Consider the following 11,416-nt stretch of genomic DNA (forward strand, 5'->3'; position numbering starts at 1 on the left):
CGCGGATTGCGGGAGTCTGCAACGTTCGGGAGCCGTCCGGGAATGTACTTGCAAAGGACAGGGGAAGATGATGGACGATTCCGATCTCGACGGCGCACTCTCCGCCGCGATTATCCCGTTGCCCACCTCGATGTCGCGAGAAGCGGCTCTCATGGTGGAGGCGACGAAGCCGTCGCGCCTGCGGCGAGGAGCTCGTCGCCGACCTCGTTGGCTGGTCCCGGTCCTGGTCGCAGGGTCCCTCGTCTTGACCGGCGCCGGGAGTGTCACCGTCGCGCAGCTGTCCGGTTGGCCTTGGGTGGAGCTCCCCGATGGATCGCTGCGGTCGGATCGAATCCCCGTCGACTACACCACGGACGAGGGGCACTCGGAAACCTGTGGCGCGTATGTGGAGCTTCGAAATGCAGACAAGGCTGATATCGAGGCGCTCAACGACGCGATCGAGCGACGCGATTGGACAGGGTTCGGGCAGCTGCTCTACGCACGCGGCGCCCCTGTCGAGGACGACCCTGACAGTGAGGCCCGAGTGGGGGACCAACTGTATCCGGAGCTCGTCGCCTTGACGAAGGATGCGGTTCCCGGGGTTCTTGATCTCGATGAATCCGTCGACGTTCCCGTGGGGGAACCGGACGGCCCGGTTGTTATCGCCGCGATGGGTATGAGCTGTCGGGTGGATGAGAAGTGAGCGCGCGCAAGGACGGTGAAATCGCACGATTCGAGCGAGCGGTGACCGAGAACTCCTCCGCTCTGCTCGCCTACTTCGCCCGTCGGGTCGAACCGGCCTTCGACGCCGCCGACCTCCTCGCGGACACCTTGCTGACGCTGTGGAGAAAGGCGAACGTCCTCCCGAAGGACGACGGCGATGTCAGGCCTTGGATGTTCGGCATCGCGAGGAATGTGCTCCTCCACCATCGCCGAAGCGCAGCACGACGTCTTGCGCTCGCCGACCGCCTACGCAGTCAACTCTCAGCGGAACCCGCTGTCGGATTCGTCGACTCGTCGGCTTTCGATGAACTTCGCGATGCCTTGAGATCCTTGGAAAAGCTCGACCAGGAGATCATCAGCCTGCTCCACTGGGACGGGCTCTCTCTCAGCGAGATCGGACGGGTCTTGAAGATGAAGGACGGCACCGTCCGCAGTCGCTACCATCGAGCGCGGGCGTGCCTCCGTCTGCAGCTCTCTGACGCGGAGCAGGCGGCCGCAGAGACATACGCGGATGTCGCCACAGGCTCCGGGGACGAGCGGCGATGACGACGCTCAGAACCTCGGCTGAAAACCGTCTCCCATCGGCTCGCGGCGGCGCACCGTCCGACGGCGGTGCGCCCGTTCACGCGGCCGCGTTCGCGTCCGGGGGTGTGCTCGTCGCCTCATGGTGGCATCGTGGACGGATGCGAGCAGACAGGTCGGGAACAGCCGTCGCCGTCGGGGGGATCGTCGTCGGCAGCGTCGCCGCGATCGTCCTCGCGGCGCTCATCCTCACGGGCGTTCTCGGCGCGACGCTGTGGTTCACGGTGATCGCCATGATCCTTCTGGCTGTGTCTCATGGCATCGCTCTGATGTCGATGCGCCGCCGACGCGACTAGCGTCTCGCGCGGAGCTCTCGGCGTGACGGCGATAAGTCCCGTCCCGCCGCCAATGTGGAGCCCCCGTCGTCACCCGGCCTCTTCGACCGGCCACCAGCGGCTGCCGATCACCTTCGGGTCGGTGCCGACGCGGGAGATCGCACGCTCGATGACGTCCACGCTCTCCGGGTCGTCGATGCTGACCTCCGCGCGCACGTGCACCTCCGTGTTCTTGCCGTGGCGCACCCGCACCGATCGCAGGGTGAGCTCCGGGTGCGTCGCGGCCTGGAGCAGCAGGGCGCGGACCCGCTGCTCGCTCTTCTCGCCCGTCGTGACCTCGAGCACGAAGTCCTGCGGGGCGCCGGCGTCGGTGCCGTCCTCCGTCGACTCGTCCTCGGCGTTGAGCCGCAGCCTCCGGTTGAGCGCAGTGCTCAGCGGGCGCAGCAGGATGTTGGTCGCCGAGACGAGGATCGCCCCTCCGGCGGCGAGCAGCGGCATCCCGGCTCCGGCGAGGGAGCCGACGGCGGCCGCGCACCACAGCGTCGCCGCCGTCGTGAGTCCGCGGATGTTGAGTCCCTCGCGCAGGATCACACCGGCGCCGAGGAACCCGATGCCGGAGACCACCTGAGCGGCGACACGTGTCGGATCAGCGGTCTCGCCGGGGAGCGCCTGCGATCCGAGGATGACGAACAGCGCGGCGCCGAGCGACACGAGAGCGTTCGTGCGCATGCCGGCGGTGCGCATGCGCCATTGCCGTTCGAGGCCGATGAGGGCGCCCAGCCCCGCAGCCAGAGCGGCGGTGAGGAGCAGAGCGCCCGTGTCGAGGAGGGTCATACCCCTCAGCCGGCGAGACGAGCGCGCAGGGCTTCGAGGTCGTCGTCCGACAGTCCTCCGCTGCGAAGGTACTCGGCCGACCCGCCGCGCTCGTCGATCCACGCGAACGCGGCCTCGATCGCCTGCGGGGGCGTCGCGGTGACGAGATCGGTGAGGGCGGGGACCAGCGGCATGCCCCAGCTCCTGGCGCGCTCCAGCATCCGATCGGCCCAGTCGCCCGCGAGGTTCGTCTCGCTCTGCACGTAGTCGGCGACCACGGCGGCGCGGTCCGCACCGGCCGCGTCGAGCAGCAGTGCCGTCGCGACGCCGGTGCGGTCCTTGCCCGCGGTGCAGTGCACGAGCACAGCGCCGCGGCTCTCGTCGGAGGGCCGTGCGACGAGCCGCGCGACCTCGGCGAACGACGCCGCAGCCGATCCGAGCATGCCCACGTAGAGATCCGCCAGCGACGGGATGCGCGAGAGCATCGCCCGCGCGGCCTCGCCGTCGAGATCTCCGAGGTCTCCGAGATCGCCGGGCGACGGCATCCCGGTCATCGACCCCTCGAGCAGAGGGAGGCCGACCTCGACGAACGAGCGCTCCGTGCCGAGTCGGTTGGGGGCGTCCACGCGTTCGAAGTCGCTGCGGAAGTCGACGATCGTGCCGATGGGGCTGTCGCTCAGTGTGCGGATGCCGTCGTCGGTGATGCCGGCGAGAGCGTCGGAGCGGTAGAGCACGCCCGCGCGGGTGACGCCTCCCGCGGAGAGCGGCGTGCCTCCGGTGTCCCGGGAGTTGTAGGTTCCGGCGATGATGGCGCTCACGCGACCTCCTCTTTCTGCGCGGCGCTGGCCGCGGCGGTGGTCCGCCCTGCGTCGTACACGTCGCGCCGCAGCACTCGGCGCAGACCCGGCAGGGTCAGCAGCGATGCGAGCACGGCGGCGGCCGCGACGAGGTACAGGGCGGTGTAGTTCTTCTCTCCTCCGGCGACCGGGTCGCTCCCGCCGATCAGCACGACGAGGGGAGCGATGGCCGGGGCGATCGACTGCGGCAGGGTCTTGGCGACGTTGAAGATGCCGAGGTACTTGCCCTCCTCGCCGACGGGCAGCGTGCGCATCGCGAGGGCGAGGTCGACCGCGTAGTAGGCGCCGAGCGCGAACCCGGCGAGCAGCGTGCTCACCCAGAACACCGAGAGGTCCTGCGTGAACGCCTTGAGCAGCAGCGACAGCGCCATGAGCAGCGCCGACCCGATGATGAACGGCGCGTAGTTGCCCCGGCGGGAGGCGAGGTAGCCGCACGCGAACGCGGCGACGAAGTTCAGTGCCGCCCCGGCGAGCGCCGCCGTAGAGGTGAGGGATGCCGCGGCGACCTGATCCATGTCGAGTCGGATCATCAGGTAGAAGAGTCCGAAGGTCGACACCACGGTGAACCCGAACTGCATGGTCGCCCGCTGCACCCACACCAGCGTGAACATCGGCGCCTTGGCCGGGTTGAACAGGAAGGCGCGGAACACCTGTGCGATCGAGCCGCGCTCTCCGTCGACCCGCTCGATCGGCGGGTCGGGGATGACGAGGCACACGATCGCGACGATGATCACGGCGACGATCGGCATCGCGAGGACGACGATCGTGAGGTTCGACGCGAAGAACGCCGCGACCAGCATGGCGGGCACCATCCCGAGGAAGCCGATCGCGCCGAAGATGCCGGACGCCTTGGCGCGCTGCTCCTCGGGGACCTGATCGGCGAGCAGCGCGGAGAGTGAGGCCAGCGTCGCGTTGTACGCCGCCTGCGACAGCACCCAGGCGACGACGAGAACGGGGATGCTGGGGGCGACGGCCATGAGCACGGCCGCGAGGACACCGCCGACCACGCCGCCGATGAGCCAGGGACGGCGTCGGCCGAAGCGACTGCGCGTGCGGTCGGAGAGGTGGCCGAAGATCGGATTGGCGACGAGGGCGGCGAGAGCGCCGAGCGCCGTGACGAGACCGAGCGCTCCTTCCTTCTGCGACTCCGGCACGAGCTGGAGCACCTTCAGGGAGAGCGAGACGACGAGCGGGGTGACGAGAGCGCCGAGTGCGGCGAGCTCGATGAGCGCGAACAGGTAGATGCGCGACATCGGCACGCGCGTCTGCGGGGTGGGGGGAGTGGTGTGCATGGGTCCTTCCTCGGTCCGTGTGGTCCCTCATTGGACCAGCCGTTCCCTTCCCAGGGGTAAAAGCTTAGTGACCACTAAGTTAATTCAGCCGACGATAACGCGCGGATTCCTCCCCGCGCAAGAGGTCGTCGAAAATTCACTTAGTCGTCACTAGGTTTTATGGTCTACTGGAGCGGATGCCACTGCCCGCAGCCGCCGAGCCGACGAAGGACGCCGACATGACCGACACCACGATCTCCGCCGCAGAGACGCGCCTCGACGCGCTGCTCTCCGCTATGACCATCGAGGAGAAGGTCGGCAGTCTGCTCGTCGCGCGCATCGTGACCGGCGCCGGCGGCACGCTCTGGGAGGGCGCCGACGACGAGTCGCCGTTCGGGTTCGCCCCCACCACCGCGCTGCTGCGCGAGCGCCATGTCTCGCACGTGACGCTGATGAACCCCGCCCCGGTCGCCGAGCTGGCGAGGTGGGGCGAGGCGATCCGAGGCGTCGCGGCGTCGACCAGGCTCGGCATCCCCGTCTCCGTCGCCTCGGACCCCGTGCACGGCCGCAGCCGCAATCACGATGTCGCGATGAGCGGCGGCGGCTTCACGTCGTTCCCCGAGCCCATCGCCCTCGCCGCGACCCACGACCCCGCGCTCGTGCGCGAGGCGGCGCGGATGATCGGCGCGGAGCTCAGGGCGGCCGGCATCCACATCGCGCTGCACCCGATGGCCGATCTGGCCACCGAGCCGCGCTGGGCCCGCGTCTCCGGCACCTTCGGCGAAGACCCCGGCCTCGCCTCCCGCCTCGTGAGCGAGTACGTCACCGGCCTCGGCGAGTCGGGCGTCGCCGCGACCGTGAAGCACTTCCCCGGCGGCGGACCCCAGCGCGGCGGTGAGGACGCTCACTTCGAGCGCGGCGCCCACACCGTCTATCCCGGCGGACGCTTCGACGACCATCTGCGCCCCTTCGCCGCAGCGATCGACGCCGGCGTCGTGCGGGTCATGCCGGGTTACGCCGCGCCGCTCGGGCTGGAGTACGACGAGGTCGGCTTCGCGTTCGAGCGTCGCCTCATCACGGATCTTCTGCGTGACAGGCTCGGCTTCGACGGGGTGGTCGTCACCGACTTCAACATCGTGAACGGCATGCATCTGCCCCGCCTCGGCGTCGAGCTGCCCGTGCGGGCGTGGGGGATGCTGGACGCCGACCCCGTGCAGCGCGTCGTGCGGCTGCTCGACGCCGGGGTCGACCAGTTCGGCGGCGAGGACGATCCCGCGCCCGTGCTGGAGGCGCTCGACCGCGGCCTCGTGTCGGAGGAGCGCATCGACGAGTCGGTGCGGCGCGTCCTGCGCGAGAAGGAGCGGCTGGGGCTGTTCGACGATGCGGCTGCACGCGCGGCTGCCCCCGCCGAGGTCCGCGAACGCATCGCGATCCCCGCGCACCTCGCGATCGGCGAGCGCGTGCAGCGGGCGTCCGTCGTGGCGCTGCAGGGCGAGCCCGTCGCGCTGACCCCCACCACCCGCGTGCACGTCGAGGGGATGGACACGGACGCCCTCGCCGGACGCGCGCTCGTCGTCGACGACCCGGCATCCGCCGATCTCGCGATCCTCCGCCTCGCGGCCCCGTACGAGCAGCGCGAGGGGATGCTGGAGCAGGGGTTCCACAGCGGCAGCCTGGAGTTCTCCGACGAGGAGGTCGCGCGGATCTCCGACATCGCAGCGCAGACTCCGACCGTGATCGACGTGTTCCTCGACCGGCCCGCCGTGCTGACTCCGCTCGCCGAGCTCGGGGTGACTCTTCTCGGTACGTTCGGCGTCGACGACGGCATCCTGCTCGACGCCGTCTCCGGTCGCGCCGCGACCACCGGGCGCCTACCGTTCGACCTGCCCCGGTCGATGGCGGCGGTGGAGGCGTCGCGGGAGGACGTGCCCTTCGACACGGCAGATCCGCTGTGGCGTTTCGGGAAGGGTCTCCACTGGCCGAACATCTCGTAGGGTTCTAGGGTGAGCAGCTCCGAGTCCTCCACCGACGTCGACAAGCGCGTGGCCCGCGGCGACGCCCGACGCACGCGGATCCTGGCGGCAGCCACCACGGAGTTCGGGCGCAAGGGGTACGAGAGCACCCGCATCGCCGATATCGCACGCGCCGCCGGGGTGACGGATGCCGGAGTGCTGCACCACTTCGCCACGAAGCACGACCTGTTCATGGCCGTGGTCGAGCGCCGCGAGGAGGTCTACCAGACCATCACGCTGCCGACGGATTCGGTGCGCTCGCTGTTCGACCAGTTCATCGCGGCCGTGCGTCGGGCCGCCGAGGAGCCGGAGCTGCTGCGCTTCCGCGTCATGCTCACCGGTGCCTCGCGCATCGCGGGGCACCCCGTCGAGGGCAGAGCGCAGCGCACCCTCGAAGCCGCACTCGACTCCCTCATCCCGCTCGTCGAGGAGCGCATCGCCGCGGGAGAGATCGCCAGGGGCACGGATCCGCAGCAGCTGATCCTCGAGCTGCTGGCGCTCAACGAGGGCATCCGCGATCAGTGGTCGACACTGCCGGAGCGCATCGACTACGTCGCCGTGTTCACCGCGGCCGCGAACGGACTGTACGAGCGGGTGCGCGCCTAGGACGCCGCCGTCTACGCCCCGACGGTCGCGACCCGCTCGCGGCGACGCAGGATGATCGCGCGACGAGCACGGTGCAGCACCGGCATCGCGCCGTAGATCACGATGGGCACGGCGATGCTGACGAGGACGAGTGTCCTGACGATCATCGGGAGCGGTGCGAGGAGGTCGCCGAGGATCAGATTGAGGATCGTGAGCGTGGGGAACACGGCGATCCAGATCATGAGGGCGAGCTGATGCTTCGAGGGCGGCGCGACGGCCGGTGCGCCGGGTGCGGGCGGGGTGTCGGATCGTGCGGTCATGGGAGTGCTCCTTCGGGGTCTTTCGGTCGGTGGTGCGGGGTGGCTCAGTCGGCGGGCGCCGACGGTGAGGCGGTGCGTGCTCGGGAGAGCGCGGCCTGCAGGTCGTCGGCGACGAGGTCGGCGTTGATCGCGATCGCCGTCGCAGAGCCCTGCCCTGCCGCGGTGATGACCTGGGCGCGGGGGTCCGCGGCGTTGCCGGCGACGTAGACGCCGGGGACGGTCGTGGCGCCGCCGGTGCGCTGAATGATCCACCCGGCCTCGTCGACACCGCATCCGAGGTCTCTCAGCAGCGCGTCGTTCGCGACGAAGACGGGGCGGACGAACAGGGCTCGTCGGGGGATCCGTCGCCCGTCGTCGAGTTCGATCGCCGTGAGCACGTCGTCGTCGATGACGAGCCCGCGGACCTCTCCCGGCTGGATCCGGACGCCTCGCGCGTCGAGCAGTTCGCGCTGTTCGTCGCCCAGAGCGGTGTCGCCGACGAAGAGGATCACATCGTCCGACCACTGGCGGACGAGGATGGCGTGGGCGATCGCGTCCGCGTCGCCGCCGAGGACACCGAGGGGTTGATCGCGCACTTCGTAGCCGTGGCAGTACGGGCAGTGGAGCACGTCTCTGCCCCACCGTTCGGAGAGGCCGGGGAGGAGGGGGATCCGGTCGTGAAGGCCCGTGGTCGCGAGCACTCGGCGCCCCCGCACGGAGGTGCCGTCGGAGAGTTGTGCGACGAACCCCGGCGTGAGGGCCACGACCGTGTCGTGGATGATCGCACCGCCGTACTCGATGACCTCGGCGCGTCCGGCGGCGAGGAAGTCGGCGGGCGGCATCCCCTCGCGGGAGAGGAACCCGTGCATGTGCGACGCGGGAGCATTGCGGGGGTGACCCGCGTCGATCACCGCGACCCGGCGTCGAGCTCGCAGCAGGACGAGGGCTGCGCTGAGCCCTGCGGCGCCTCCGCCGATGATCAGTGCGTCGTAGTCGTTCATGAGGCAAGGATCGATCGTCGGCACCGGTTTCGGCAAAGTTCGTTGCCGTTTCCGGGATGGATGGGTCACACTGACGGGATGGACCCGTCTGCGATGATCGACTCGGCGCTGGACGCCGTCGGTCCGCGTCTGAAGTGGCTGCGCGGTCAGCGCGGCATGACCCTGGCGGCGCTGTCGTCGGCCACAGGGATCTCGACAAGCACCCTGTCACGTCTCGAGACGGGGCAGCGTCGGCCGAGCCTCGAACTGCTGCTCCCTCTCGCGCAGGCGTATCGGGTGCCGCTGGATGAGCTGGTGGGAGCGCCGGAGGTGGGCGATCCGCGGGTGCGTCTGAAGCCGAGGCGGGTGAACGGGCGAGTGGTCATCCCCCTCACTCCGCAGCCCGGATCGGTGCAGGCGTGGAAGATCCTGATTCCCGGCGGTCAGATCAGGCCGGAGCCGCGGGCGCACGAGGGGTACGAGTGGCTGTATGTACTGAGCGGGCGGATGCGGCTCATCCTCGGCGCTCACGATCTGACGCTGGAAGCGGGCGAGGTCGCGGAGTTCGACACGCACGTGCCGCACTGGTTCGGAAGCGCAGACGGCGCTCCCGCGGAGGTGCTGAGTCTGTTCGGTCGTCAGGGAGAGCGCGCCCACGTCCGCGCAGGCGGGGGCCAGAGGTCGGAGTGAGCCACGCGCCGTTCCTGGCACGTGGCGCTGGCAGGGTGCCGTCTGCGTCAGGGCGCCACTCGTGCCGGCATCATGGGCGTCAGGACCCCAGCTCGGCCCGGCGCCTTCTCAGATAAGCGACCTCCCCCGAGTTCTGCGCGAGAGAGATCGCCGCGTCGTACGCCACCCGGGCCTCGTCATCGCGGCCCAGTCGCGCGAGCAGCAGGGCGCGGGCCGCGGGGAACGGGGGATATCCGCCGAGGTCGGCGGTGAGACCGTCCATCAGAGCCAGACCAGAGATCGCGCCCTCGGACTCCCCGACAGCGATGGCTCTGCTGAGCCGCACGACCGGAGAGGGGTCGATCAGCACCAGCTGATCGTAGAGCGCCACCACCTGCGACCAGTCGGTCGCCGCCCCGTCGGTGTGCACCGCGTTGATCGCGGCCAGCAGCTGAAAGCGACCGGGCGCGACGCCGGAGGCCAGCCGTTCGCGCACGAGTGCGTGCCCCTCGGAGATGAGCGCGGCATCCCACAGCATCCTGTCCTGCTCGAACAGCGGGATCAGCTCACCCGCGGGCGAGACGCGCGCTGCGCGCCGAGCGTCGATCAGCAGCATCAGCGCCAGCAGCCCCGCGACCTCGCCGTTCGCCGGAAGCATCTCGCGCAGCAGACGGGTGAGGCGGATCGCCTCGGCGGTGAGCTCCTGACGCAGGGGAGGAGAGGCGGAGCCCGATGCGAGGTACCCCTCGTTGAAGACGAGGAACAGCACGGCCAGCACTCCCGACGTCCGCACGGGCAGATCCTCCGCCGTCGGCATGCGGTACGGGATGCCGCTCGCCGCGATCTTCGCCTTCGCCCGGGTGATGCGCGCGCCCATCGTCGTGTCCTGCACGAGGAACGCGCTCGCGATCTCCGGCACGCTCAGGCCGCCGACCATGCGCAGCGTGAGCGCGACGCGCGACTCCATCGCCAGCGCCGGATGGCAGCAGATGAAGAGGAGCCGCAGCCGATCATCGTCGATCACGCCGAGCGGCGTCGTCTCGCCGTCGTACACGAGCATCGCCTCCCTGTGCCTCGCATCCCGCGTGCTCTCACGCCGGATGCGGTCGATCGCCTTGCGGACCGCCGTCGTCGTCAGCCACGCCCCCGGCGCGGGAGGGACCCCGTCGTCTGGCCAGCGCTCGGCCGCCGTCGCGAACGCCTCGGCCGCCGCATCCTCGGCCGTGTCGAGGTCGCCGAAGCGCTTGGCGAGCGTCGCGACGACCCGCGCCCACTCTTCGCGGTGGGCGCGGGACAGGGCGTCGCGGACCTCGGTCACACGGGCGGCGGAAGGATCGGACGGATCTCGAGCCGGCGATTGCACGCCTTCGATCCCTCGGCCATCAGCTTGAGCGCGACGTCGAGGTCAGGGGCCTGGATGATCCAGAGCCCCGCGGCCCACTCCTTCGCCTCGGCGAACGGGCCGTCGGTGAAGATCGGCTCGGCGCCGCGCCCGTCGACGACCGTCGACGCCGTGGGATCGGCCAGTCCGGCGGCGAAGACCCAGTGTCCGCCGGCGACCAGCTTCTCGTTGAACGCGTCGATCGCCACGGCCTCCTCTTCGGTGCCGGACTCGCTGCGATGGTCGATGACGTTGACCAGGTAGTGCATGCGGTCGTTCCTCTCACTGCGCGTAGACGGGGCGGCCGCCCACTCGATGGGTCGATGCGATGATCCCGGTGCCGAACACCGTCGAGTCGACCAGCTCCAGGGCGAAGTCGCGACCGCTCTGCGGGAACAGCTTCTCTCCTTCGCCGACGATCACGGGAAACTGCACGAGGTTGATCTCGTCGACCAGCTCGTTCTCGAGGAGCCAGCGTGCGAGCGCTGCGCTGCCGACGACGAGGAGTTCGGCTCCCGGCTGCGATTTCAGGTCGCGGATCGCCCCGGCGACATCTCCCGAGACCACGGTGGTTCCCGACCAGGCGGGCGCGGTCAGCGTATTCGAGACGACGTACTTCGGCGCCGAGCTGATCGCCTCGCCGAACCCGCCGTCGTCGCTGCGTGCTCCCCAGAACGTCTCGAACAGGCTGAACGTCTTCCGGCCCAGCAGAAACGCGTCGGGGCGGCGCCAGGTGTCGAGGATGTACTGCGCCGCATCCGCGTCGCCGAAGGGGATCGCCCAGCCTCCGCGGGTGAAACCGGGGTCCATCTCCTCGTTGTTGCCGCCGTTCGCTTGAGCGACTCCGTCGAGAGTGACCTGCAGGCTGATGGTGAGCTTCATGATGAGTTCCTTTCTCTCACCAGTACCACGAACGCGGAAGGGCGGATTCGACATCCTCGAACTGAAATATCGGTCTAACTGGGATGCTAGCTAGGCGTTCGCTGAAAA

General features: G+C 69.7%; 14 protein-coding genes. 6 read left to right on the forward strand and 8 right to left on the reverse strand.

The annotated features are described in order from the left end of the window. Window positions 1-67 precede the first annotated feature (67 nt). From ACFY5A_RS08545 to ACFY5A_RS08555, 3 genes are all read left to right on the forward strand, one after another. A complete protein-coding gene (locus tag ACFY5A_RS08545; RefSeq protein ID WP_341940197.1) occupies window positions 68-682 on the forward strand; it encodes a hypothetical protein in 615 nt (204 codons plus the stop codon). Then, complete coding sequence (locus ACFY5A_RS08550; protein WP_387233174.1) at window positions 679-1,248, forward strand: RNA polymerase sigma factor; 570 nt, start codon at window positions 679-681, stop codon at window positions 1,246-1,248. Before ACFY5A_RS08545 ends, ACFY5A_RS08550 begins: the two co-directional genes overlap by 4 nt. Before the next feature lie 137 nt (window positions 1,249-1,385). Next, complete coding sequence (locus ACFY5A_RS08555; protein WP_341940195.1) at window positions 1,386-1,580, forward strand: hypothetical protein; 195 nt, start codon at window positions 1,386-1,388, stop codon at window positions 1,578-1,580. 69 nt (window positions 1,581-1,649) lie between these two features. Here ACFY5A_RS08555 and ACFY5A_RS08560 read toward each other — a convergent pair whose 3' ends face one another. From ACFY5A_RS08560 to ACFY5A_RS08570, 3 genes are read right to left on the reverse strand one after another with little or no spacing between them, the layout of a single operon-like run. Then, window positions 1,650-2,393, reverse strand: a complete 744-nt coding sequence (locus tag ACFY5A_RS08560; RefSeq protein ID WP_105676919.1) for an MgtC/SapB family protein — start codon at window positions 2,391-2,393, stop codon at window positions 1,650-1,652. A gap of 5 nt (window positions 2,394-2,398) precedes the next feature. Beyond that, the gene (locus ACFY5A_RS08565) at window positions 2,399-3,190 is read right to left on the reverse strand and encodes a tyrosine-protein phosphatase (RefSeq protein WP_387233178.1); all 792 of its coding nucleotides are present in this window, start codon (window positions 3,188-3,190) and stop codon (window positions 2,399-2,401) included. Continuing rightward, window positions 3,187-4,521 carry an MFS transporter gene (locus tag ACFY5A_RS08570; protein WP_387233181.1) on the reverse strand — a complete coding sequence of 445 codons (1,335 nt, stop codon included), beginning with the start codon at window positions 4,519-4,521 and terminating at the stop codon, window positions 3,187-3,189. Before ACFY5A_RS08570 ends, ACFY5A_RS08565 begins: the two co-directional genes overlap by 4 nt. 176 nt (window positions 4,522-4,697) lie before the next feature. Between ACFY5A_RS08570 and ACFY5A_RS08575 the strand changes: the two genes are divergently transcribed. Next, a complete protein-coding gene (locus ACFY5A_RS08575) occupies window positions 4,698-6,494 on the forward strand; it encodes a glycoside hydrolase family 3 protein (protein ID WP_387233184.1) in 1,797 nt (598 codons plus the stop codon). Window positions 6,495-6,503: 9 nt separating this feature from the next. Then, the gene (locus tag ACFY5A_RS08580) at window positions 6,504-7,118 is read left to right on the forward strand and encodes a TetR family transcriptional regulator (protein WP_341940191.1); all 615 of its coding nucleotides are present in this window, start codon (window positions 6,504-6,506) and stop codon (window positions 7,116-7,118) included. 11 nt (window positions 7,119-7,129) lie between these two features. On the opposite strand, the gene ACFY5A_RS08585 is transcribed toward ACFY5A_RS08580, so the two are convergent. Further along, window positions 7,130-7,417 (reverse strand): hypothetical protein, encoded by a 288-nt coding sequence (locus ACFY5A_RS08585; RefSeq protein WP_341940190.1) that lies wholly within the window; start codon window positions 7,415-7,417, stop codon window positions 7,130-7,132. Between the two features lie 44 nt (window positions 7,418-7,461). After that, window positions 7,462-8,397, reverse strand: a complete 936-nt coding sequence (locus ACFY5A_RS08590) for an NAD(P)/FAD-dependent oxidoreductase (protein WP_341940189.1) — start codon at window positions 8,395-8,397, stop codon at window positions 7,462-7,464. A 78-nt stretch (window positions 8,398-8,475) separates the two neighbouring features. Here ACFY5A_RS08590 and ACFY5A_RS08595 point away from each other — a divergent pair, with 78 nt between their 5' ends. Continuing rightward, the gene (locus tag ACFY5A_RS08595; RefSeq protein WP_341940188.1) at window positions 8,476-9,066 is read left to right on the forward strand and encodes an XRE family transcriptional regulator; all 591 of its coding nucleotides are present in this window, start codon (window positions 8,476-8,478) and stop codon (window positions 9,064-9,066) included. Window positions 9,067-9,145: 79 nt separating this feature from the next. Here the strand turns inward: ACFY5A_RS08595 and ACFY5A_RS08600 are convergent, their stop codons facing one another. Genes ACFY5A_RS08600 through ACFY5A_RS08610 form a run of 3 tightly spaced genes read right to left on the reverse strand, consistent with a single transcriptional unit; the run spans window position 9,146 to window position 11,308 of the window. Continuing rightward, window positions 9,146-10,363: an RNA polymerase sigma factor gene (locus ACFY5A_RS08600; RefSeq protein ID WP_387233188.1), complete on the reverse strand. Its 1,218-nt coding sequence runs from the start codon at window positions 10,361-10,363 to the stop codon at window positions 9,146-9,148. Next, entirely contained in the window at window positions 10,360-10,695 is a 336-nt protein-coding gene (locus tag ACFY5A_RS08605) for a YciI family protein (protein WP_387233191.1), read from the reverse strand. Before ACFY5A_RS08605 ends, ACFY5A_RS08600 begins: the two co-directional genes overlap by 4 nt. 13 nt (window positions 10,696-10,708) lie before the next feature. Beyond that, window positions 10,709-11,308: a dihydrofolate reductase family protein gene (locus ACFY5A_RS08610; protein ID WP_387233193.1), complete on the reverse strand. Its 600-nt coding sequence runs from the start codon at window positions 11,306-11,308 to the stop codon at window positions 10,709-10,711. Window positions 11,309-11,416 lie beyond the last annotated feature (108 nt).

It is taken from the genome of Microbacterium sp. NPDC012755, assembly GCF_042901325.1.
GTDB classification, from domain to species: Bacteria; Actinomycetota; Actinomycetes; order Actinomycetales; family Microbacteriaceae; genus Microbacterium; species Microbacterium natoriense.

Coding starts and splice junctions, on each gene's coding strand:
- ACFY5A_RS08545 (WP_341940197.1), top strand. CDS start 68: ATGATGGACGATTCCGATCTCGACGGCGCACTCTCCGCCGCGATTATC.
- ACFY5A_RS08555 (WP_341940195.1), top strand. CDS start 1,386: ATGCGAGCAGACAGGTCGGGAACAGCCGTCGCCGTCGGGGGGATCGTC.
- ACFY5A_RS08560 (WP_105676919.1), bottom strand. CDS start 2,393: ATGACCCTCCTCGACACGGGCGCTCTGCTCCTCACCGCCGCTCTGGCT.
- ACFY5A_RS08570 (WP_387233181.1), bottom strand. CDS start 4,521: ATGCACACCACTCCCCCCACCCCGCAGACGCGCGTGCCGATGTCGCGC.
- ACFY5A_RS08575 (WP_387233184.1), top strand. CDS start 4,698: ATGCCACTGCCCGCAGCCGCCGAGCCGACGAAGGACGCCGACATGACC.
- ACFY5A_RS08585 (WP_341940190.1), bottom strand. CDS start 7,417: ATGACCGCACGATCCGACACCCCGCCCGCACCCGGCGCACCGGCCGTC.
- ACFY5A_RS08590 (WP_341940189.1), bottom strand. CDS start 8,397: ATGAACGACTACGACGCACTGATCATCGGCGGAGGCGCCGCAGGGCTC.
- ACFY5A_RS08595 (WP_341940188.1), top strand. CDS start 8,476: ATGGACCCGTCTGCGATGATCGACTCGGCGCTGGACGCCGTCGGTCCG.
- ACFY5A_RS08605 (WP_387233191.1), bottom strand. CDS start 10,695: ATGCACTACCTGGTCAACGTCATCGACCATCGCAGCGAGTCCGGCACC.
- ACFY5A_RS08610 (WP_387233193.1), bottom strand. CDS start 11,308: ATGAAGCTCACCATCAGCCTGCAGGTCACTCTCGACGGAGTCGCTCAA.